Annotated in this window: 19 protein-coding genes; 14 read left to right on the forward strand and 5 right to left on the reverse strand. The window is 50.4% G+C overall.

Annotated features, from left to right (window positions below; genetic code table 11):
• The first annotated feature begins 16 nt into the window (after positions 1-16).
• From DWZ03_RS11205 to DWZ03_RS11260, 12 genes are all read left to right on the forward strand, one after another.
• Entirely contained in the window at positions 17-1,468 is a 1,452-nt protein-coding gene (locus DWZ03_RS11205; RefSeq protein WP_120130041.1) for a TrkH family potassium uptake protein, read from the forward strand.
• A gap of 104 nt (positions 1,469-1,572) precedes the next feature.
• Positions 1,573-1,944 carry a hypothetical protein gene (locus tag DWZ03_RS11210; protein WP_120130163.1) on the forward strand — a complete coding sequence of 124 codons (372 nt, stop codon included), beginning with the start codon at positions 1,573-1,575 and terminating at the stop codon, positions 1,942-1,944.
• A 110-nt stretch (positions 1,945-2,054) separates the two neighbouring features.
• Positions 2,055-2,405, forward strand: a complete 351-nt coding sequence (locus tag DWZ03_RS11215; protein ID WP_005823956.1) for an NADH-quinone oxidoreductase subunit A — start codon at positions 2,055-2,057, stop codon at positions 2,403-2,405.
• Positions 2,396-2,977: an NADH-quinone oxidoreductase subunit B gene (locus tag DWZ03_RS11220; protein ID WP_005823959.1), complete on the forward strand. Its 582-nt coding sequence runs from the start codon at positions 2,396-2,398 to the stop codon at positions 2,975-2,977. The genes DWZ03_RS11215 and DWZ03_RS11220 overlap by 10 nt, the downstream gene beginning before the upstream one ends.
• 15 nt (positions 2,978-2,992) lie before the next feature.
• Entirely contained in the window at positions 2,993-4,582 is a 1,590-nt protein-coding gene (locus DWZ03_RS11225; protein WP_008665629.1) for an NADH-quinone oxidoreductase subunit D, read from the forward strand.
• Positions 4,583-4,722: 140 nt separating this feature from the next.
• Positions 4,723-5,799 (forward strand): NADH-quinone oxidoreductase subunit NuoH, encoded by a 1,077-nt coding sequence (gene nuoH / locus DWZ03_RS11230; RefSeq protein ID WP_117964943.1) that lies wholly within the window; start codon positions 4,723-4,725, stop codon positions 5,797-5,799.
• Positions 5,800-5,856: 57 nt separating this feature from the next.
• Positions 5,857-6,360: a 4Fe-4S binding protein gene (locus DWZ03_RS11235; protein WP_005823968.1), complete on the forward strand. Its 504-nt coding sequence runs from the start codon at positions 5,857-5,859 to the stop codon at positions 6,358-6,360.
• Positions 6,361-6,390: 30 nt separating this feature from the next.
• Positions 6,391-6,903 carry an NADH-quinone oxidoreductase subunit J gene (locus DWZ03_RS11240; protein WP_005823970.1) on the forward strand — a complete coding sequence of 171 codons (513 nt, stop codon included), beginning with the start codon at positions 6,391-6,393 and terminating at the stop codon, positions 6,901-6,903.
• Between the two features lie 5 nt (positions 6,904-6,908).
• Positions 6,909-7,217 (forward strand): NADH-quinone oxidoreductase subunit NuoK, encoded by a 309-nt coding sequence (nuoK, locus tag DWZ03_RS11245; protein WP_005823972.1) that lies wholly within the window; start codon positions 6,909-6,911, stop codon positions 7,215-7,217.
• Between the two features lie 58 nt (positions 7,218-7,275).
• A complete protein-coding gene (gene nuoL, locus DWZ03_RS11250; RefSeq protein ID WP_120130044.1) occupies positions 7,276-9,189 on the forward strand; it encodes an NADH-quinone oxidoreductase subunit L in 1,914 nt (637 codons plus the stop codon).
• A gap of 51 nt (positions 9,190-9,240) precedes the next feature.
• A complete protein-coding gene (locus DWZ03_RS11255; RefSeq protein WP_005823976.1) occupies positions 9,241-10,725 on the forward strand; it encodes a NuoM family protein in 1,485 nt (494 codons plus the stop codon).
• A 121-nt stretch (positions 10,726-10,846) separates the two neighbouring features.
• Positions 10,847-12,286: an NADH-quinone oxidoreductase subunit N gene (locus DWZ03_RS11260; RefSeq protein WP_117588658.1), complete on the forward strand. Its 1,440-nt coding sequence runs from the start codon at positions 10,847-10,849 to the stop codon at positions 12,284-12,286.
• Positions 12,287-12,421: 135 nt separating this feature from the next.
• On the opposite strand, the gene DWZ03_RS11265 is transcribed toward DWZ03_RS11260, so the two are convergent.
• Complete coding sequence (locus DWZ03_RS11265; protein ID WP_120130166.1) at positions 12,422-15,205, reverse strand: ATP-binding protein; 2,784 nt, start codon at positions 15,203-15,205, stop codon at positions 12,422-12,424.
• Positions 15,206-15,439: 234 nt separating this feature from the next.
• Between DWZ03_RS11265 and DWZ03_RS11270 the strand changes: the two genes are divergently transcribed.
• Both DWZ03_RS11270 and DWZ03_RS11275 read left to right on the forward strand, forming a co-directional pair.
• Complete coding sequence (locus tag DWZ03_RS11270) at positions 15,440-18,145, forward strand: TonB-dependent receptor (protein ID WP_120130047.1); 2,706 nt, start codon at positions 15,440-15,442, stop codon at positions 18,143-18,145.
• Positions 18,146-18,265: 120 nt separating this feature from the next.
• The gene (locus tag DWZ03_RS11275; RefSeq protein ID WP_120130049.1) at positions 18,266-19,447 is read left to right on the forward strand and encodes a hypothetical protein; all 1,182 of its coding nucleotides are present in this window, start codon (positions 18,266-18,268) and stop codon (positions 19,445-19,447) included.
• A gap of 120 nt (positions 19,448-19,567) precedes the next feature.
• On the opposite strand, the gene DWZ03_RS11280 is transcribed toward DWZ03_RS11275, so the two are convergent.
• The 4 genes from DWZ03_RS11280 to DWZ03_RS11300 all read right to left on the reverse strand — a co-directional run bounded on the left by DWZ03_RS11280 (position 19,568) and on the right by DWZ03_RS11300 (position 23,489).
• Complete coding sequence (locus DWZ03_RS11280) at positions 19,568-19,993, reverse strand: DNA-binding protein (RefSeq protein WP_087332919.1); 426 nt, start codon at positions 19,991-19,993, stop codon at positions 19,568-19,570.
• A 335-nt stretch (positions 19,994-20,328) separates the two neighbouring features.
• Complete coding sequence (locus tag DWZ03_RS11290) at positions 20,329-21,606, reverse strand: mechanosensitive ion channel family protein (RefSeq protein WP_009037162.1); 1,278 nt, start codon at positions 21,604-21,606, stop codon at positions 20,329-20,331.
• A 27-nt stretch (positions 21,607-21,633) separates the two neighbouring features.
• The gene (locus DWZ03_RS11295; protein ID WP_117866938.1) at positions 21,634-22,647 is read right to left on the reverse strand and encodes a DUF4435 domain-containing protein; all 1,014 of its coding nucleotides are present in this window, start codon (positions 22,645-22,647) and stop codon (positions 21,634-21,636) included.
• Positions 22,648-22,658: 11 nt separating this feature from the next.
• Positions 22,659-23,489, reverse strand: a complete 831-nt coding sequence (locus tag DWZ03_RS11300; RefSeq protein WP_009037164.1) for an AAA family ATPase — start codon at positions 23,487-23,489, stop codon at positions 22,659-22,661.
• Between the last annotated feature and the right edge of the window lie 87 nt (positions 23,490-23,576).

Below are 23,576 nucleotides of genomic sequence, written 5' to 3' on the forward strand. Positions count from 1 at the left end.
AATGAGTAGTTGGTAAATGATTAACTTCAAGACAATCATACGGATTATCGGTATTCTGCTATTGCTGGAAACAGTCATGTTTCTGGTCTGTTCGGGCGTGTCCTTCTACTACAGAGAAAGCGATATGCTCGATTTCTGGAAAGCAGGAGGCATCACAGCAGGGGTAGGCTTATTGCTGGCAGCTCTCGGCAAGGGAGGCGAACGGCAACTGACGCGCCGTGACGGATATGTACTGGTCAGCTTTGCCTGGGTGGCATTCTCTCTTTTCGGAATGCTGCCTTTCTATATAGGCGGATACATACCCGACATTGCCAATGCATTCTTCGAAACCATGTCCGGTTTCAGCAGTACGGGTGCCACCATCTTGGACGACATCGAGTCACTTCCTCATGGAATACTGTTCTGGCGCAGTATGACACAGTGGATTGGCGGCTTGGGAATCATCATGTTCACCATTGCAGTGCTTCCCATCTTCGGAGTCAGTGGCCTGCAGGTATTCGCCGCCGAAGCAAGCGGTCCTACGCATGACAAGGTGCATCCGCGCATCGGCATAACCGCCAAATGGATTTGGAGTATCTATGCCGGCATAACAGCTCTGCTTGTCGGCCTGCTGATGCTTGGAGGTATGGACTGGTTCGACAGCATCTGTCATGCTTTTGCCACTACCGGCACCGGTGGTTTTTCCACCAAGCAGGCAAGCGTCGCCCACTACAATTCTCCTTACATAGAATATGTAATCTCCATTTTCATGTTCATCTCCGGCATCAACTTCACCTTATTATTATTGTTCGTCAACCGGAAATTCAAGAAGTTCATCAGCAATGCCGAGCTGAAATTCTATTTCGGTTCAGTCGTACTCTTTACCGCCATCATAGCGCTCGTACTCTATTATACCAGTCGCATGGGAATGGAAGAGTCCTTCCGTAAATCCCTGTTCCAGGTGATTTCCCTCCAGACATCCACCGGCTTTGCAACAGACGACTACATGAAATGGACACCCGTACTTTGGGGACTGTTTACCATTATCATGCTGATGGGGGCTTGCGCAGGCAGTACCACCGGCGGCCTGAAATGCATACGCATGGTGATTCTTACCAAAGTATCGCGAAATGAGTTCAAGCATATCCTACATCCCAATGCTGTTCTTCCGATTCGGATAAACAAGCAGGTTATACCTCCCTCCATAGTCTCCACCGTACTGGCTTTTTGTTTCATCTACCTGATTATCATCATCGTCAGTACATTGCTGATGATGGCTATGGGAGTAGGAACTGCGGAATCGTTGGGTTGCGTTATTTCCAGTATCGGCAATATGGGACCCGGGTTAGGCGAAACCGGACCTGCCTATTCGTGGAACGCCCTGCCCGACGTAGCCAAATGGCTGTTATCCTTTTTAATGCTTCTGGGTCGTCTTGAGTTATTTACCGTACTGCTACTTTTCACTCCGGATTTCTGGAAACGGAATTGATTTAGGATAAAAAGTGTAAAAATAACCATTTTTTGTTATGCGGGGATAGCAAAATGAACAATACTTGTTATATCTTTGCCCCCTTGAAAAGAGAGATCTGTGGTATGAAGCAATGCATTAAATACTGTTTAATCATAATCTTTGCAGCCCTATTGCACGACAGTGCAACCGGAGCTGTAGACATTTTGTGCGTTCCTGCCACCCGACAAGTAGAATGCTGCACGCTGTCACAAGCTCCTACCACCCAACAAGCAGTCCAGAAGTTCTACGACTTGTTTTCACCAAACTCCCTCTGCATAGAGCATGTGGACCATACGCAAGTACCAACCAACAAAAGCGTACTCCTGCGCATGTACATCTACAAGATGCAGCAGCATGCCTATGCACCGGAATGCGACCGTTTGTTGAATCTGTCTCCTCATCCCGTACCCGACGCGAATTATTACGTGTTCGGGCTAAGAAAGATTATCATTTAGAAGGCCTGCAAGCGCAGACGCTTGCCCCTGACTCACCGGACAACAATTCAGAGGTTTTGTCCTCCGGTGCGATGTATCTATTATTATATATCTAAAATCTTATCAGGTTTATGAACTTTACTTTGTTAGTGGTCGTCTTATTGACGGCAATCGCTTTCGTGGGTATCGTCATCGCGCTCTCCAATGCGATAGCACCCCGTTCGTACAATGCACAGAAGATGGAGCCGTACGAGTGTGGTATCCCTACCCGCGGTAAATCGTGGATGCAATTCCGGGTAGGTTACTATCTGTTTGCCATCTTGTTCCTGATGTTCGAAGTGGAAACGGTATTTTTGTTCCCTTGGGCAGTCATCACCCGCGAACTTGGCGTGGCAGGACTTTTCAGTGTTTTATTTTTCCTGATTATATTGATTCTGGGCCTTGCTTATGCCTGGAGGAAAGGAGCTTTGGAATGGAAGTAACAAAGAAACCGAAAATTAAATCTATCCCTTATGAGGAGTTTACAGACAACGAAACGTTGGAGAAACTGGTTCGGGAACTTAATGCCGGAGGCGCCAATGTCGCCCTTGGCGTACTGGACGATTTCGTCAACTGGGGACGCAGCAACTCACTGTGGCCTCTTACGTTTGCAACCAGCTGTTGCGGTATCGAATTCATGGCCCTCGGCGCAGCCCGCTACGATATGGCGCGCTTCGGGTTCGAGGTAGCCCGTGCCAGTCCGCGCCAGGCAGACATGATTATGGTTTGCGGAACAATAACCAACAAGATGGCTCCCGTTCTGAAACGTCTTTACGACCAGATGGCCGATCCGAAATATGTAGTAGCCGTAGGCGGCTGTGCCGTCAGCGGAGGCCCGTTCAAGAAATCCTATCACGTGGTGAACGGTGTGGACAAGATTCTGCCGGTGGATGTCTACATTCCCGGTTGTCCTCCGCGTCCGGAAGCATTCTACTACGGCATGATGCAATTGCAGCGTAAAGTGAAAATAGAGAAATACTTCGGTGGAGTAAACAGAAAAGAAGAGAACCACTAATCAGTACTTAAAAATATGGAAATAAAATACATAGAGCCCTCAGTCCTGCACGACGAAATGCTGCGTCTGCGGAAAGAGAAACAAATGGACTTCCTGGAATGCCTCAGCGGTATGGATTGGGGAATACCCGACGAGAAAGACGCACCGGACACCCCCCGCGGACTCGGCGTAGTCTATCTGTTGGAATCTACTGTTACCGGCGAACGGATAGCGGTACGCACCGCCACTCTAAACCGGGAACATCCCGAACTTCCTTCCGTCAGCGATATCTGGAAAGCTGCGGATTTCAACGAGCGCGAAGTCTACGACTTTTACGGCATCGTTTTCATTGGTCATCCGGATATGCGCCGACTCTATCTGCGCAATGACTGGGTAGGCTATCCCATGCGTAAAGACAATGAGCCGGAAAAAGATAATCCGTTGCGTATGGACAACGAAGAAACGGTGGACACTACCATGGAATTGGAGCTGAATCCCGACGGTAGCATCAAGAATAAGGAGATGCAACTTTTCGGTGATGAGGAATATGTGGTGAACATCGGTCCCCAACATCCGGCCACCCACGGCGTAATGCGTTTCCGTGTATCATTGGAGGGTGAAATCATCGACAAGATTGATGCCAACTGCGGCTACATCCACCGGGGTATCGAGAAGATGTGCGAAAGCCTGACCTATCCGCAGACCTTGGCTCTGACCGACCGTCTGGACTACCTGGGCGCACACCAGAACCGCCATGCCTTGTGCATGTGTATCGAAAAGGCAATGGGCGTGGAAGTAAGCGAACGCGTGCAGTACATACGTACCATCATGGACGAGTTGCAGCGAATAGACTCTCACCTGCTGTTCTATTCTTGTCTTGCTATGGACCTGGGTGCATTAACGGCCTTCTTCTACGGTTTCCGCGACCGCGAAAAGATACTCGACATCTTTGAGGAAACTTGCGGTGGACGCCTCATCATGAACTACAACACCATCGGTGGCGTGCAGGCAGACATTGCTCCCGGCTTCGTAAAGAAAGTGAAGGAGTTTATCCCCTACCTCCGCGGTATCCTACACGAATATCACGACGTATTCACCGGGAACATCATTGCCCAGCAACGTCTGAAAGGTGTGGGTATACTCTCACGGGAAGATGCCATCGCCTTTGGAGCTACCGGAGGCACCGGACGCGCCAGCGGATGGGCCTGCGACGTGCGTAAGCGTATGCCATATGCCGTATATGACAAGGTGGACTTTAAAGAAATCATCCGCACCGAAGGCGATTCATGGGCACGCTACCTTATCCGTATGGATGAAATTCTGGAGAGCCTGAAGATTATCGAGCAACTGATAGACAACATCCCGGAAGGAGCCTACCAGGAAAAGATGAAACCTATTATCCGCGTACCGGAAGGCACTTATTATGCAGCCGTAGAAGGTAGCCGCGGTGAGTTCGGCGTCTTCCTCGAAAGCCACGGCGACAAGATGCCTTACCGCCTGCATTTCCGCAGTACGGGCTTGCCATTGGTATCGACCGTAAATACGATTTGCCGCGGAGCTAAAATCGCCGACCTTATTGCCATTGGCGGAACATTGGATTATGTAGTACCAGATATTGACAGATAAAAGGATTTACGATTTGACAATTTACAATTTACCATGCGGAATTACAGCGCAGCCAAATTGTAAATTGTACATTGTGAATTGTAAATCAAAAAGCGCCTCGTAAATTGTAAATAGTAAATTGTAAATAGTAAATGAACAACGTGTTTGACTTTAGTATAGTAACCAACTGGATACACCAGATGCTGACTTCCCTGATGCCGGAAGGTCTGGCAATATTCCTCGAATGCGTGGTGATTGGCGTATGCATCATCTTGATGTATGCCGTGCTTGCCATCATCCTGATTTACATGGAGCGTAAGATATGCGCCTTCTTCCAATGCCGCCTCGGTCCGATGCGCGTGGGGAAATGGGGATTGCTCCAAGTGCCCTGCGACGTCATCAAGATGTTGACAAAGGAAATCATTGATTTGAAATTCTCTGACCGGTTCCTCTACAATCTGGCACCGTTCATGGTAATCATCGCTTCTTTCCTGACATTTGCCTGCCTACCCATCAACAAGGGATTGGAGGTATTGGACTTCAATGTAGGAGTGTTCTTCCTGCTGGCTGCATCGAGTATCGGCGTAGTGGGTATCCTGCTGGCAGGCTGGAGTTCCAACAATAAATTCTCGCTGATTGGAGCCATGCGAAGCGGTGCGCAGATTATCAGCTACGAGTTGTCCTGCGGATTGAGCATACTGACAATGGTAGTGTTGATGGGAACCATGCAGTTCTCCGAAATAGTAGAAGGACAAGCTGACGGCTGGTTCATCTTCAAGGGACATATCCCTGCATTGATAACCTTCATCATCTACCTCATTGCCGGAAATGCGGAAACCAACCGCGGTCCCTTCGACTTGCCCGAAGCCGAAAGCGAGTTGACTGCCGGATACCATACGGAATACAGCGGTATGGGCTTCGGATTCTTCTATCTGGCAGAATATTTGAATCTGTTTATCGTAGCCTCCGTGGCAGCCACCATCTTCCTGGGAGGCTGGATGCCGCTACACATCGTAGGCCTGGACGGCTTCAACGCAGTGATGGATTACATTCCGGGATTTGTATGGTTCTTCGGAAAGGCCTTCTTCGTAGTCTTCCTGCTGATGTGGATAAAGTGGACCTTCCCCCGCCTGCGTATTGACCAGATTCTGAATCTGGAGTGGAAGTACCTGGTACCCATCTCTATGGTGAACTTGATTTTGATGGTATTAATTGTAGTATTTAAATTGCATTTCTAACCGGCGTAGCGCCGGAGCAAGATTTCCTTGCGGATAATTTTAATAAAGGCAAAAGTAATGAAAGAAAAGAACTCTTATATCGGCGGACTCATACACGGCGTCACTTCTCTGCTGACAGGTATGAAGACAACCATGACCGTATTCTGCCGACGAAAGACTACCGAACAATATCCGGAAAACCGCTCGACATTGAAACTCTCCGACCGTTTCCGTGGCACGCTGACCATGCCCCATAATGATAAAAATGAACATCGGTGTGTAGCTTGCGGTTTGTGCCAGATGGCTTGTCCCAACGACACCATCAAGGTGACCGGCGAGATGGTTGAAACGGAAGACGGTAAGAAAAAGAAGATATTGGTTAAGTACGAATACGACCTCGGTTCGTGCATGTTCTGCCAACTCTGTGTGAATGCCTGCCCTCACGATGCCATCACGTTCGACCAGGATTTTGAGCATGCAGTGTTCGACCGCACGAAACTGGTCATGACGCTGAACCGTCCAGGCAGCCATGTAGAAGAAAAAAAGAAACCCACTGCTCCCAAAGAAGAGACAACAAAGTAATTCGTTAATAGTAACTTGTAATTAAACAACATGGAAATAACTCTTGAAACAGTAGTATTCTACTTCCTTGCGGCCTTTATCACCGTATTTTCCATCTTGACGGTAACGACCCACCGCATGGTGCGCTCGGCCACCTACCTGCTGTTCGTGCTTTTCGGTACGGCAGGCATCTACTTTCTGCTGGGTTACACCTTTCTCGGTTCCGTGCAGATTATGGTCTATGCCGGCGGTATCGTAGTGCTCTACGTCTTCTCCATACTGCTTACCAGTGGCGAAGGCGATGTCATCGAGAAGTTAAAGCGTAGCAGGTTCCTTGCCGGACTGGGTGCCACCGTGGGCGGTGCCATCATCGTAGTATTCATCACCTTGAAGCATAAGTTCATTGCCACCACCGACGTGGAGCCTTTGGAGGTCAACATCAAGACCATCGGTCACCACATGCTGAGCGGTGACAAGTATGGTTATCTGCTTCCCTTCGAAGCAGTTAGCATCTTGTTATTGGCATGTATCGTAGGTGGATTATTAATAGCACGTAAAAGATAAGAATTATGATACACATGGAATATTATCTGATAGTTTCGGCTATCATGTTTTTCGCAGGCATCTATGGGTTCTTTACCCGCCGCAACACGCTGGCGATACTTATCAGCATCGAGCTGATTCTGAATGCCACGGACATCAACTTTGCGGTGTTCAACCGTTTCCTATTCCCCGGAGGACTGGAAGGATATTTCTTCTCTTTATTCTCCATCGCCATCTCGGCGGCCGAAACGGCTGTAGCCATTGCCATCATGATTAACATCTACCGTAACATCCGCAGTATCCAGGTGAACAAACTGGATGAGATGAAGTGGTAAGAGCAAGAATCGCCAAGCGATGTTTCTTGAATAGTAATAATTGATAAACATAGTATATATGGAATATACAATATTAATCCTTCTACTCCCTTTCCTCTCTTTCCTCGCTCTGGGACTTGGAGGTAAATGGATGTCACACCGCACTGCCGGCCTTATCGGAACTGCGGCACTGGGTGTGGTCGCAGTGCTTTCCTATCTCACCGCAGGAATGTACTTCAGCGCTCCCCGCCTTGCCGATGGTACGTACGAGGCGCTGATGCCCTATAACTTCAAATGGCTGCCTTTCACAGAAAGCCTCAGTATCGACATGGGTATCCTACTCGACCCGATTTCGGTTATGATGCTCGTGGTCATCAGTACCGTTTCGCTGCTGGTACACATATACTCTTTCGGCTACATGAAGGGCGAACGCGGTTTCCAGCGTTACTACGCCTTCCTGTCGCTCTTCACCATGTCCATGCTCGGACTGGTAGTAGCAACGAATATCTTCCAGATGTATCTGTTCTGGGAGTTGGTGGGCGTGTCCTCCTATCTGCTGATTGGTTTCTATTATACGAAGCCGGCGGCTATTGCCGCTTCGAAGAAGGCTTTTATCGTGACCCGTTTTGCTGACCTGGGATTCCTTATAGGTATCCTCGTCTATGGGTATTATGCCGGTACATACACCTTCAGCCCTAATGAGATGGCGCTGGCAAAGGGCGGTGCGGCCATGATTCCGCTTGCCTTGGGACTGATGTTCATCGGTGGTGCCGGAAAGAGTGCCATGTTCCCGTTGCACATCTGGCTGCCCGATGCCATGGAAGGTCCTACGCCGGTCAGTGCACTGATTCATGCCGCCACAATGGTGGTTGCAGGTGTCTATCTGGTGGCACGCATGTTCCCGTTGTTCATAGAATATGCTCCCAGCGTGCTGCACATCGTGGCATACGTAGGAGCCTTCACGGCATTCTATGCCGCCAGTGTGGCATGTGTGCAGAGTGACATCAAGCGTGTACTGGCATTCTCCACCATCTCCCAAATCGGTTTCATGATGGTGGCGCTGGGTGTATGTACATCAGCCGACCCACACGAAGGGGGACTGGGCTACATGGCAGGCATGTTCCACTTGTTCACACACGCCATGTTCAAGGCATTGCTGTTCCTCGGAGCGGGTAGCATCATCCATGCCGTACACAGCAACGAGATGTCTGCCATGGGAGGACTGCGGAAGTATATGCCCATTACGCATATCACGTTCCTCATCGCTTGCCTTGCCATTGCAGGTATTCCTCCGTTCTCCGGATTCTTCTCCAAAGATGAAATCCTGACGGCATGCTTCCAGTTCAGCCCCATCATGGGATGGATTATGACAGTGATTGCAGGTATGACAGCATTCTATATGTTCCGTCTTTATTATGGTATCTTTTGGGCCGGCTCTGAGCCGGGGCAAAAGTCGGCAAGCGATGGGGGCGACAGCCACATGCCTCACCCCCACGAGAGTCCTCTGGCGATGACCCTGCCCCTGATGCTCCTTGCTGTGGTTACGATAGTTGCCGGTTTCATTCCTTTCGGACACTTCATCAGTTCCAACGGTGAAGCATATAGCATCCATCTGGATTGGAGTGTGGCAGGTACAAGTATCGCCGTAGCGGTGGTTTCCATAGCCATTGCCACCTACATCTATGCAGGTAGCCGGCAGCCCGTTGCCAACGCGCTGGCACGCCGTTTCAAAGGCCTATGGACAGCAGCTTACCACCGCTTCTACCTGGATGAAGTTTACCAGTTCATCACCCACCGCATCATCTTCGGCTGCATCTGCCGCCCCATCGCCTGGTGGGACCGCCATGTGGTCGACGGCTTCTTCAACTTCCTTGCCTGGAGTGCCGAGGCTACCAGTGACGAGATACGCGGTCTGCAGAGCGGACGCATCCAGCAATATACATTTGTATTCCTGCTAGGCACGCTGGCATTGATACTGTTGCTATTACTATAACCCGAAATTTTTCAATCGTAAATCGTAAATCGTTAAATCGTAAATATAAAGATGAACTTTTTATCATTATTCGTACTCATCCCCTTGCTGATGTTGCTGGGTCTTTGGCTCAGCCGCAACATCGCACAAATACGCGCGGTGATGGTGACCGGTGCATCGGCTCTGCTGGTTCTTTCTGCAGCATTGACCGTGATGTACCTCAATGCACGCCACGCTGGTGCCACGGATGAAATGCTGTTCCGTGCCGACATGGTCTGGTATCCTGCACTCAACATCCACTATTCGGTAGGAGTAGACGGTATTTCGGTAGCCATGCTGCTGCTTTCGGCCATCATTGTCTTTACCGGAACATTCGCCTCCTGGAGGCTGCAACCGCTGACTAAAGAATATTTCCTTTGGTTCACCTTCCTCTCCATCGGTGTGTTCGGGTTCTTCATTTCGATAGACCTGTTCACCATGTTCATGTTCTACGAGGTTGCCCTCATTCCCATGTATCTGCTTATCGGTGTATGGGGGTCGGGACGCAAGGAGTACTCCGCCATGAAGCTGACACTGATGCTGATGGGCGGCTCCGCCTTCCTGCTTATCGGTATCCTGGGTATCTACTACGGTGCCGGAGCCACCTCTATGAACCTATTGGAAATAGCACAGATGCACAATATTCCCATCGAACAGCAACGTATCTGGTTCCCGCTCACCTTCCTCGGTTTCGGTGTGCTGGGCGCTCTGTTCCCGTTCCACACATGGAGCCCCGACGGTCACGCCTCCGCACCGACTGCCGTATCCATGCTCCATGCCGGTGTATTGATGAAACTGGGAGGTTACGGATGTTTCCGCATAGCCATGTACCTGATGCCCGAAGCTGCACAAGAACTGGGATGGATATTCCTGATTCTTACCGGAATCTCCGTGGTATACGGTGCATTCTCCGCTTGTGTACAAACCGACTTGAAGTATATCAATGCCTACTCTTCCGTCAGCCATTGCGGCCTGGTGTTGTTCGCCATCCTGATGATGAACCAGACAGCTTGCACGGGTGCTGTTCTGCAGATGCTCTCTCACGGACTGATGACAGCCTTGTTCTTCGCCCTTATCGGTATGATATACGGACGTACCCATACGCGTGACGTCCGCGAACTCTCCGGTCTGATGAAGATTATGCCTTTTCTGGCTGTCTGCTATGTAATCGCCGGTCTTGCCAATCTGGGACTGCCCGGACTCAGCGGTTTCATTGCCGAAATGACCATCTTCACCGGTTCGTTCCAGCATCCCGATACGTTCCACCGCGTGTGGACGGTCATTGCATGCAGCTCCATCGTGATTACGGCAGTCTATATCCTGCGACTGGTAGGAAAGATTCTCTATGGCACCTGCACTAACAAGCATCACCTCACTTTGAGCGACGCTACCTGGGATGAACGCACAGCGGTCATTATCCTCATCGCATGCGTTGCCGCCCTCGGTATGGCACCATGGTGGATTAGCGGCATGATTGGAGACAGCGTGCTGCCAATAACTGATTTATTTACGATTTGACGATTTACGATTGATAAATGACTTGTAAATCCCAAGAGTAACCTCAATCGTAAATCGTAAAATCGTAAATCCCAAGAGTAATTTCAATCGTAAATCGTAAATCGTAAAATCGTAAATAGATATGGATTATTCCCAATTCCTCCTGCTCAAAGAAGAGCTTTCGCTGATATTGGTCATCGTCATCCTTTTTGTCGCCGACCTCTTCATGAGTCCGGATGCACACAAGAATGACGGCAAACCGGTGCTGAACACAATGCTGCCCGTTGCTCTGCTGACCATACACACACTTATCACCATCGTTCCCGGTCCTGTGGCAGATGCTTTCGGCGGCATGTATCACAATCAGCCGATACAGAGCATCGTGAAATCCATCCTCAGTATAGGTACACTGATTGTATTCCTGATGGCGCACGAATGGATGCGCCGTCCAGACACTGCCATCAAACAAGGTGAGTTCTACATTCTGACACTTTCCACCCTGCTGGGTATGTACTTCATGATTTCTGCCGGACACTTCCTGATGTTCTTCATCGGACTGGAGACGGCAAGCATCCCGATGGCAGCCCTGGTTGCCTTCGACAAATACCGCCACCATTCTGCCGAGGCAGGTGCCAAATATATTCTCACGGCACTGTTCTCCAGCGGATTGCTGCTATACGGATTATCTTTGATTTACGGTACGGTAGGCACTCTCTACTTTGCCGACATACCGGCACGCCTCACCGGCGACCCGTTGCAGATTATGGCATTCGTATTCTTCTTCTCCGGCATGGGATTCAAAATATCACTGGTGCCTTTCCATCTTTGGACAGCAGACGTTTACGAAGGTGCTCCAAGCACGGTGACAGCCTATCTGAGTGTCATCTCTAAAGGCTCTGCCGCTTTCGTGCTGATGGCTACTCTCATCAAGGTATTCGCTCCGATGGTGGAACAATGGCAGGAAGTGCTGTACTGGGTTATCATCGCCTCCATCACAATTGCCAACCTCTTCGCCCTACGCCAGCAGAACCTGAAGCGGTTGATGGCTTTCTCCAGTATCTCGCAAGCAGGTTACATCATGCTGGGTGTCATCAGCGGAAGCGCACAAGGTATGACGTCGCTGGTATACTACGTGCTGATATATATGTTTGCCAATCTTGCCGTATTTACCGTTATCACGATTGTGGCACTGCGGGCAGGCAAGTTCACACTTGAAGACTATAACGGGCTGTATACCACTAATCCGAAGTTGGCGTTCCTGATGACACTGGCACTGTTCTCTCTGGCAGGCATCCCGCCGTTTGCGGGCTTCTTCTCGAAGTTCTTCATCTTCGCGGCAGCTTTCGAAGGCGGCTTCCATCTGCTGGTATTCATTGCCCTTATCAATACAATCATCTCGCTTTATTACTATCTGAAGATTGTAAAGGCAATGTACATCAACAAGAGCGACGAGCCGATTGCAGCATTCCGCAGTGACAACTATACACGTGCCAGCCTGGCCATTTGCACGTTGGGTATTGTGGTACTGAGTATTGCAAGTGTGGTATATCAATCCATCGACAAGTTCTCATTCGGATTATAACCGGAGGGTATCATCACTTACCACAAATTACACAGATTGGCACAAATTATCTTTAGAAGTTCTGATAATCAAGAGCTTTGACTTGTGTTAATCTGCATAATTTGTGGTGAGTGTGTATTTTAGCACATTTCCATACTATACAATCGGCAGCACAAACCAAAAGCATGAGCCTTTCCCCGGTTCACTGTCCACACCGATTGTGCCACCCAACTGCTCTATAATGCTCTTGCTGATAGAAAGCCCCAGGCCGGTGCCATGCACAAACGTATTCAGCTTTATAAAACGGTCGAATATCTGAGCCTGCATTTCCGGCTCAATGCCAAGGCCCGTATCGGCCACATAAAAACGCAAATGAGTTTCATCCACCTTATCATATCCTACACGTATACTTCCCGCAGTGGTGAACTTGATGGCATTGTTGACAAAGTTGGCTATGACCTGATTCAAACGGTTACGGTCACTGACAATCCGGCATTCCGGCAGATGACGGTCGAAGAGAACTTCCACACCCGGTTTGGCCTTCATCTTCATGAAGCGCACAATGTCCTCACATAGTACGTTCACGTCCAGCTCTTTTTCCACAAAGTCAAATGTCCCGGCCTCTATCTTGGACAAATCCAGTATGTCGGAAATCAGCTGCAACAGCAGGTCATTGTTTTCTTCAATAATCGCCATATACTGCCTTTTTTCCTCCATGTCCCCGGTCTCTCCCATCAGACTGGAGAAACCGACAATCGCATTCAGGGGCGTACGTATCTCATGGCTCATATTGGCAAGGAAGGCACTCTTCAGACGGTCGGCGGTTTCTGCCTTCTCCTTGGCTTCAATCAGCATAGCCTCCGTCTCCTTCAATTCCGTAATGTCATAGTTGACGCCTATCAGCTCTATTTGTCCGTTCTCCGGTTCAAACAGATTGACAACCACATTGGTACGTACCCAGTTCCATTTTCCCTTTTCGCCCGGACGTTCAATGCGCATCTCTCCCTGGAAATGTTTGGCTTCGCCCACACGGGCCTTACTGAAGAAATCAAGCATCCTCCTGCGGTCACTGGGGTACATCTTGCTGTATATTCCCACGACATCCGCCAATTGGGTATTCTCGTCCTCTCCCATATTCTTATACCATTGCTTGATGGCATAGCCTTTCCGGTCGAGCAGGTTCAGCTTGGCATAACCTACCTTCGCATAATCCGATATAAGCAGGAAGAAATTCTCGAAATCACAGATACGGCTCATGGCATCAATCCGTTCCGTATTGTCGATGTTAATCATGGCATAGCCGGTAAAGTTACCTTTACTGTCATACACCTTGCTCACTTTCGTATAAAGATGTATCACATCCTTCGGCTGTTTGGAAGTGGAGTAATACCCTTCAGTCCGGTCGAAAGCATAATTCAGGCGAAAGTCGACCATATCCTCAGTCCGTATACGTTCTGCCAATTGGGCGGACACATTCGGGTTCTCGAATAAGTTCACTCCAATGACATCCTGTTTGTCACGGACCCCGAATATCTCCATATCCTTATTGTTGATGTCTACCAGGAATCCGTCTTTGTCATAGATTTCCACCCCGGCCGGTATATTGGCAAAGATATTCTTGAACAGTTTTTCGCTATGGTCCAAAGCCAGATGAGTCTGTACCGAGTCTGTCGTATCGAGGAATAACGCCACCACTTCATTCTTTTCCGGAGAGTATATCACCACGTGACAGTGCTTGTTGGTGAGCTCAAAACACATGTCCATTTCCTTATGTGTCCCGGTGTTCACTATCTCAAGCAGATATTCCAGTCTGGGGGCCGCCTCCCTTGAAAAAGACGAGGCAGTCTTGCCGATAAACGCCGACGCGGGTTTTCCCAGAAAATCGGCAAAGATAGAATTCGCATCTGTCACATAATACCCGTAGGGGTTGTCCTTTTCATCACAGACAATGGACATCCGCACATACCCCAAAGGCATATAGCGGAACAAGTTGCTGAGGAAAGTACGTTCGCGCACAGCCTCATCCTTCGTTTTGCGCAACTCTATGCAAATGCTGATGACATTTGCCAACGAACTAAACCATTGGTAATCCTCGTTGGTCCACATTCGGGTACGGTCTACCAAATCAATGCCCATATATCCCCACACCTGGTCATTGGCAACCAGCGGAGTTACCATCAAGGACTTTATATTCTGTCTCGCCAGAATTTCATATTCGGCGTAAGCGTGCTCCGGCAGTTGCCCCAGCGTTTCCAGCAGAACGGGCTTTTGTGCCATAATCTGTGACGTCCACCACGGCAAGCTGTCAGCCTGGACTCCCTGAAGCATTTCTTTCTCAGGAGCCACTCCCGGAGCCACCACCTCGTATGTGCAGCTCTGGTACCGGCACTTCTCATCATATTGGAATATATAGACACGTCCGCCGCGAAAGAAATCAAGAATATCTTTCAGTATGTCGTAAATGCCCGCACTTATATCCTCGTCTTTCAGGAAGCGGAATAGGGAATGGGATATTGAGGTCTGCCGATAAAGTAAATCGTTCACTCTTTGCAAAGCCTGCTTCGCAGCCTCCTCCTTCGGCATCTCTACGCGCTGCAACACTCCGAAAGCCTTCAATGTACCATCCGGCAAATGCTCCTTATACCCCACGCGCGAGTAGACCCAGACCACTCCTTCAGTAGAATAGATAGGAAACGTATGTTCATAGACCTCCATATTCTGAATGGCAAGGAACTCCCGGCTGATACGCGCCCGATAGTCTTCGCGTATCATTTTACCGAAATCCTCAAAGCTCAGGTATTCCCCTTCCAAGCCTAACAACTTACAGACATATTCGGAACAGAGATACTGCCTTGAAGAAAAATCAGCCTCCCACCAACCTATCCGGCCAAGAATGGAAAGGCGCCGGAAACGTTCACTATCGTCACGATGAACAGCCATATATTTATCAATATTGGTTTGAGATACAAAAATAGCCATAAAACTCTAATAAGCAACCATTAGAGACCTTTTTCGTCCCAAGCAGCCTATATATAAGGATAACAAACAATCCGGAAGAATGTGCGGTAACCAAATCGTAATAGATTTGAAAATGAAACGTATGTTCCATGTATCACCGGTGTAATGTCATTGCCTCATCTTTGCAGCGGATTAAAAAACGTACAAAGAAAAGAGATGAGCACAAAGTTAGACTTAGGAAAGATTTTCTTCCTTATTTTATTCCTCACACTTTCCGTCATGGCTGCCATGGCGGGAACCATCAAAGGGACAATCACCGACCGACAAACCAAAGAACCGCTGACGGGAGCCACCGTGCAAGTGAGCGGAACGGCACAAGGCGCCGTCGCCGATTTGGATGGTAACTATACACTGGAGCTGAAAAACGGGACCTATACCCTCACCGTCCGTTACATCGGCTACAAAGACATGACGATAAATGCCGTAGAGATAAAGGGTGAAACCGTGCTGAACTTCGACATGGAGCCGGACACGCAAACCCTGGGCGAAGTGCAGGTCACCGCCAAGAAGAACCTCGAAGGCGAACGTGCCTTGCAAATGGAACGGCAAAAAGCGACCCTCGCCATCGAGAACCTCGGTTCCAAAGAGATGTCCCTCAAAGGCATCGGCAATGTGGAAGAAGGAGTAAAGAAAATAACGGGTATCTCCATCGCCAGCGCCGGACAACTTATCGTCCGCGGACTGGGCGACCGCTACAGCACCACCACGCTGAACGGACTGCCCATCGCCTCGCCCAACCCGGACAACAAGCTGGTGCCGCTCGACCTGTTCCCCTCGTCCACCGTACAGAACATCACCGTCAGCAAAGTGTATGACGCAGCCGCCTTTGCCGACTACAGCGGTGCGCACATCAACATCAGCACCAAAGAAAACATACCGGAAGATTTCTTCCAACTGAGCCTCAACACGGGCGGGAAGTTCAACACCTTAGGCAAAGACCGCTATCAGATGGACCGCAGCGGTTCGCTCTTGAAGACACCCGGCGTAGACGCGGCCGCCCTCGACATGCCCTTGATGGAGTTTGACAAATACGTGAAGACCCACAATATCTTCGATACCTCCTTTGCCGCCAGCAAGAAGAGCTCGTTGCCCGAACTGGGTGGAAACCTCGGTTTCGGCAAGAACTTCGGTATAAGCAACCAGACACTCAGCCTGCTTGCCTCCTTCAGCGCCAGCAACGGCTACCAAAACATGGAAGATGCCTTCTACAAGACACTCGAAGCCACTGGCACCGTGCAGGACGACTTCTCCTACGACAGCTTTGCGCAGGAACTGAAGCTCGCCGCCCTCGGCTACCTGGGCTACACCTTGCGCCGGAGCGACCGCATAGGCTACACTTTCTTCTACGCCCGCAATGCCATCGACACCTACCAACGCCGCGAAGGTACTGATGCCGAAGGACACGAGCTGACCGGCAGCAACAACATCATGCACATATACACCCTGCAAAACCATCAACTGAACGGAATCCATAACTTCGGCGAGGGCGACAGGTGGCAACTGACCTGGGGAGGCTCGTACAGCAAGACCGGCAGCGAAGAGCCCGACCGACGGCAAGTGATGTACGTCAAAGACAACGACGGCAGTCTCAGGCTCTTCAAACTGAACCGCCAAGAGACTATGCGCTACTTCGGCAGCCTGGACGAAGAAGAGTGGAATGCCAACCTCGCCATGCGCTGGAAGTGGAACGACACCAGCCACCTCAAGCTCGGCTTCAACTACAAGGACAAGAACCGCGACTACAACGCTACCCGCTTCTACTACAACCTGAACAAACTGAACCCCGTCATCACCGACATCTACAACACCGACGGCTTCCTCAACCAGCAGAACATTGCCGACGGACAAATCGTGGTACAGCGTGTGATGCAGCCCAAAGACAGCTACCGCGCCGGAAACGAAATCTACTCCGCCTACCTGCTGACCGACTTCTATCCCACCGAAGCTCTCCTGGTGAACCTCGGCCTGCGCTACGAAATGAGCAAGCAATGGGTGCGCTACGCCAGCGACGGCGGCGACTGGTACTCCCGTCGGCGCAATTTAGACAAGAACGACCTCTTCCCCGCCCTGAACCTGAAATATGCGGTGAACCCCACCAACAGCATCCGCTTCTCTGCCTCGCGCACCGTCACCCGTCCCTCGTTCATCGAGATGGCACCCTTCCTCTACCAAGAGTCCTACGGTTCGGCACAAATCCGCGGTAACGAAGAGTTGCAGAACGGTTACAACTACAACTTCGACCTACGTTACGAACGCTTCGGCAAGGACGGCGACATGCTCTCCGTGACCGGCTACTTCAAATACCTCGACAGCCCTATCGAACGCATCCAAGACCTGCAAGGCGGCGCCACGCTGCACAGCTTCAAGAATGCCGACAACGGCATGGCTGCCGGCGTGGAGCTAGAGATGCGCAAACGGCTCGTCAAGGACCTGCGCCTGGGTGCCAACATCAGCTACATGTACACCAACGTGAAGCTGCCCCAAAGCGGTGCCTACACCAACAAGGAACGTTCGCTGCAAGGCGCATCGCCCATACTTGCCAATGCCGACCTCACCTACTCGCCGCGCTTCGGTGAAGACAGGCAACTCAACCTCGCCCTGCTCTACAACCTGCAAGGCAGCCGCATCCATGCGGTAGGCGTGTCGGGCCTGGGCGATGTCAGGCAACAGACGCTGCACACGTTGAACTTCAGCGCCGGATATAGCCTGAACAAGCACTTCAACCTGAAGCTGCAAGTGAACGACCTGCTGAACCGCGATGTCATCTTCAAGCAAGATGTGCCCACCACGGGGCAGGAGATGGAAGTGGAACGCTACCGCAAGGGAACGAACTTCGAGGTGGGAATAAGCTACAACCTATAAAGTCCCCCGTCCTCCCCCTGAAGGGAACGGAGAACACTCTTTGACAAACAAGCTGATTTAAGAGAATCAATCTGAATGACAGACAGATGAATTGAATATAATAACTAAAACAATTGAATCATGAAAACAATGAAATGGAAATTCTACTCTCTGGCCTTTGTAGCCGGAATGTCTATCCTCACCGCTTGCAGCAGCGACGACAACAACGACAATGACGGCAACGACGGCAACGGAAACGGCAATGAAATCGAAAACGGTACGATACTGAAAGGTACCATCACCTCCGACGTGACCCTGGCTGCCGGAAACACCTACAAGCTAAGCGGCGAATACATCGTAGAAGAAGGTGCCACGCTCCACATAGAGGAAGGCGTGAAGATTATCACCGTCTACGATGACATCGCAGACTACATCCTCGTGAAGCAGGGCGGTAAAATCAACGCCGTAGGCACGCCGGACAAACCCATCGTAATGACCAGCGAAAAAGAAGAGCCGGGTGCATGGGGAGGCATCCACATCTGCGGACGTGCCCACACCAATGCCGAAGGCGGCAAGGGAAGTTCTGAAATAGGCGGTGCCGTTTACGGCGGCAACGATGATGCCGACAACTCGGGCACGCTGCAATACATTCGTCTGGAATACACCGGCTTTGCCTTCGATGAAGAGCACGAAGCCAACGGTATCTCTTTCTACGGCGTAGGCAACGGTACCATCGTGGACCACTGCCAAGCCTACAAAGGTTCCGACGACGGCTTTGAGTTCTTCGGCGGCTCGGTAAACGTGAGCAACCTCGTAGCCGTAAGCTGTAGCGACGACTCCTTCGACTGGACCGAAGGCTGGAACGGCAAAGGCACCAACCTCGTGGCTTACCAAGAAGCCGAATCCACACTGGGCTACGACTGCGACTGCCTGATGGAGTGCGACAACAACGGCAGCAACAACGCCGCCACTCCCGTTGCCCACCCCGTATTGAAGAACCTCATCCTCGTCGGCAACGGCGGCAGCAAGCAAGGCATCCGTCTGCGTGCCGGCACGGAAGTGGAAATAGACAACGCCAAGGTCTGCGGCAAAGGCCAACCCCTGACCGTGGAAACCGCCCTTACCGAAAACGCCCTGAAAAACGGCACTTCCAAACTGACCAACATCACCCTCACCGCCGAGCTGAGCAGCAAAGAAGGCATCTACACCCATGCCGACTTCATCGCCGTGACAAGCAACAAGGTGAATGCCAACCTGAGCTACAGTTCTTTCGAGGACATCAGGAAAGAATGCAGCTGGATGAACGGAAGCTGGGTGAAGTAAAAAAAAGAAGCACCCGCAAGACTATAAAGAAACACACAACTTCTTCAACAGCGTGCCCCTCGAATGCCTTCCGGCTTCAAGGGGTACGCGCTGTTTCAAGAAAGAAACTAAAAGTACCGTTTACTTCTTCTTCAGCTCCTTCTTCAATTCCTGAACCTGAAAGCTGAACAAGTCCAGACGACGGCAAACGCGCTGCATGAAACTGCCTGCCGCCCTGAAGCAGATACGCGAAATACGCACTTTATCTGCCGTACAGTCCTCTATCCGTTCCACCGGTTCGCTGGTGATGGAGGGAAAAAAGTTTCCAAGTCCCTTGATGTTCACCGTGCGTCCACTGGCCAGATAGTCCGCTATAATATCCGGCAGTTGCACCAGCACGGACTGGGCATCGCCCACCTGCAGAGAGCTGACAAAAGCCAGCCTCTTGGCCAGTTCGTCATTGCTCACCGGTTCCGGCTGAAGCACTTTTGACGCCGCGTAGTAGCGCACCACTTCCTTGTCTCCACTCTTGTCCACCTTCTTGCGGACCACATAATTCATTGACATACCAATCTTTCTTTATAATTAGGTTCGTAAAAAACGAAAGATATTCCCGCCCGACGCGAGGCACACCTACAACTTGCATACACAAAGCCTATACCTTACGGTAAAGACTCCGTGACCGAATACCTTTCACTATATGACTGAATACCTAAAACACCCGGATGTATTGCCCCAAAACATGGGGATGTTTTCACCCAAAACACCCGGATGTAATACCCCAAAACATGGGGATGTTTTGGGAGAAAAGATGGGGATGTTCTGACCTTTCAGTATAGGGTTCAAAGGTAATGACTCCCTATGAGAAATACAATAGATATAGGCCTTTTTGATGGTCGGAATCAAGCTCCTTTTTCTTCGGAAGCAGCAGGCAGTACCCGCTGGAAATCTCTGCCGGACGGAGACTGGAATACCTGCAAATCGAATTCGGGGATGATTGCCAGCACATGGTCGAACACATCCGCCTGCACCCCTTCATAGGGCACCCAATCCTTCAGCGCACAGAAGAAATAAAGCTCTATCGGGATACCGCGGTCGGTAGGCTGAAGTTGGCGTACCATGCAGGTCAGTTCCTGGTTTACGTCGGGAAGACTTTTCAAATAAGCCGTCAGATACGCCCGGAACACACCCAGATTGGTCTGGCGACGTCCGTTGACGAGGATGGAGTTATCGATGCCGTTTTCCACATTGTACTTTTCAATCACTTCCTCCGTCTGCTCCACATAATCTTTCAGTAGCTGTATCTTGCGATATTTTGCCAGCATCTCCGGGGTGCAGAAACGGACGCTGGTCATGTCGATATTGATACTGCGCTTCACTCGCCGCCCACCGCTCTCGCGCATGCCGCGCCAGTTCTGGAAGGAGTCGCTGACAAGCAGGTAAGGAGGGATGGTGGTAATGGTATTGTCCCAGTTGCGCACTTTTACGGTGTTCAACGTTACCTCTATCACCGTACCGTTGGCACCGTACTTGGGCATCTCAATCCAGTCGCCCACCTTCAGCATGTCGTTGGCCGAAAGCTGCACACCGGAGACAAAGCCCATAATGGAATCCTTGAATACCAGCATCAGGATGGCTGCCGAAGCACCCAATCCGGCAAGCAGCGAAAGCGGGTCGCGGCCTATCAGTTCGCCCACGACCACAATGCCGCCCACCAGCCATAGGATGACTTGCATGGTTTGCAACATCCCCTTTAAAGGGCGGTCACGAAATTGCTCCTTCTCACTGTATACACTGTAAACAGCCTTCAGGAACGAGTTAACGAAACTCAGGAAAGTAATGATGATGTAAATAAGGCAGATACGCCGGATGAAATCCATTGCCGATGAACCGACTTCGACAAATGCCAATGGAACAAACAGATAGATGATAACGGGAGCCACCATGCGGCTGAGGTGCACCATCACTTTACGGTCGAATACGATGTCGTCCCACGTAGCCTTGGTCTTCTTCACCAGTTGTGCCACTACCTTCAGCAGGATTTTCCGGCATAGGGCATCCGCCAGGAAAGCAACGGCAAGTATCAGTGCGAAGGCAATGAATTGGTCGAGCATATCAGCCCGGGAAGGGGATATGCCCCACCCGATTAAAAGGTCGTCTATCTTCTTCAATATCTCCATAATCGTATGTTTATCATAACGGCAATCTTATCTACGCGACTGTTCCTCCCGCTCGAGGAACTCCATAATGTCTTCTTTCAACCACTGATAAAGATAAAGGTTCTTGTAGCCGCTGTTTTTTTTCAGCATCACGGATACATTGACCTGACTGTTCTCATACCCCGTCAGTTCGTTGCGGAACTGTTCGTTATGCTCTGCCAGGCGCTTTATCTCCTGCTCGCGTTCACGACGCAGCACCGTACATACCGGGATAAGGATTTTCAGCACTACACAATCCATGATATGGTGTCCTTGGATATAAAGATAGGTATTGTCCGGAGTCAGTCCCAAACGTTCCAACTCCGTGCCCAGCTGCTCCACCCGGTCGATGTAGCGGGGGAAACGGGCTTGCAGTTCGGACAGCTTTGCCGACACCGTCTTTTGCATCTCGTCCAGACTACGGTAAGGATGACGCAGGTTTATCTCCTGCAGGCGCACGCAGGCGTTGAAGTCGTACATCGGGAAGGTATGCGTGTCGTGCTGGCGGTAGAACCAGACATTCCACAGAAACAGCGGATAGGCAATCTGAGAATAACGCTTCAGAAAAGCGGGGAAGTCCAGGATATGCCGGTCGTTCAGCGTGGCCTGCACACAGACTTCATGCAGACTGTCGGCAAAGCAGTGGAAGTTCTCGATGGCATAGCCATAAGTCTGGAAGATATAGGGATTCTTGTTTATCTTATGCGACACCTTGGTGGCACCTTGCAGCAGGAAGTCGTAGTCGCTGTCTACACAAGCTATCAGGCTGCGGCCCAGCTCCGATGTGTTCAACGTATTCATCAGCACCATCTTCTTGCCCTTTGCCAGAGAGGTGGCCGAGGGAAGCATCACTTGAAAATAACGTTCCTCATTCTCGAACTCAGACAGCAGCGTCCGCCAGAAAGCGATGTCGTCATAGCTTTCCACATACGCCACTATGCGCCTGCGTGCTCTCTTGGGGGACAACTTGCGGGCGGCATCCAGATAGGCGGAAGTAAGGTTATGTCTTAGGGAAGTGGACACTTGGGTAGGGATTAAGGATTAGGGATTAGGGATGAGATTTCGCTGACTTCGGTGACGGCATCCAGCCAGCCTTCCATGATGACTGCAGGCGAATGGGTGGTGAGGATAAGCTGCACATTGGGATTCAAGTTGCGTATCATGCCGATAAGCTTCTGCTGCCATTCGATGTGCAGGGAGGCTTCCGGCTCGTCCATGAAGAGTACGCAGTGGTCATCGTCACGCACCAGCACGGTCAGCAGGATGACCAGCATCTGCTTCTCGCCCGAAGACAGCTTGTAGGGCAGCAGGCGCTCACCGTTCTGATAGAAAACGATGTCGTTGCTTTTGCGGTCTATCGTCTTATGGGTATAGCTGAAAAGCTCGTCAATCATATCCTGGAACTTCCGCTTGGGGAGGGAAAGGGAGGGAGCCAGGCTACGCTGCTCTTCATCACCGCTGAGCAGTTCTATCATCTTGTTGCCGATGTTCACCTGATAGTCCAGATAACGGCGCTGGAGTAGATAGAGCTGCCAGTCCAGTTCCGACTTCACGTTAGCATCGGCCATGCGTGCCGTAAAGTCGCCCATGATAAGGGGACGGTCGTAGCTGCGGATTACATCATAGGGGATAAAGGTGGCTGCAGAATTGTCGAAGTAGACGTGTACGCCGTTCTTCTCGTCACTCTTCACTTCACCCGATGTCTGTTCCAGATAGTTGACCGAACGGTTCAGGATAGTGGTCTTCCCCACTCCGTTGATGCCGGAAAGTATATTGACGTCAGGACGCAGGTCCCAGGCAATATCGTACCGATGCCACAATCCGTGTATTTCGATACGCTTGATGTAATTGGCTTGTACTTCCATGGTTTCTTGCTTTAATTAGAAGCAAATATACACGATAATCTCTTATTTCTACGCCCATGAACCAGAAAAATCATATAATGAAAGATT

This window comes from Bacteroides sp. AF29-11 (genome assembly GCF_003602895.1).
Classification (GTDB): domain Bacteria; phylum Bacteroidota; class Bacteroidia; order Bacteroidales; family Bacteroidaceae; genus Bacteroides; species Bacteroides uniformis.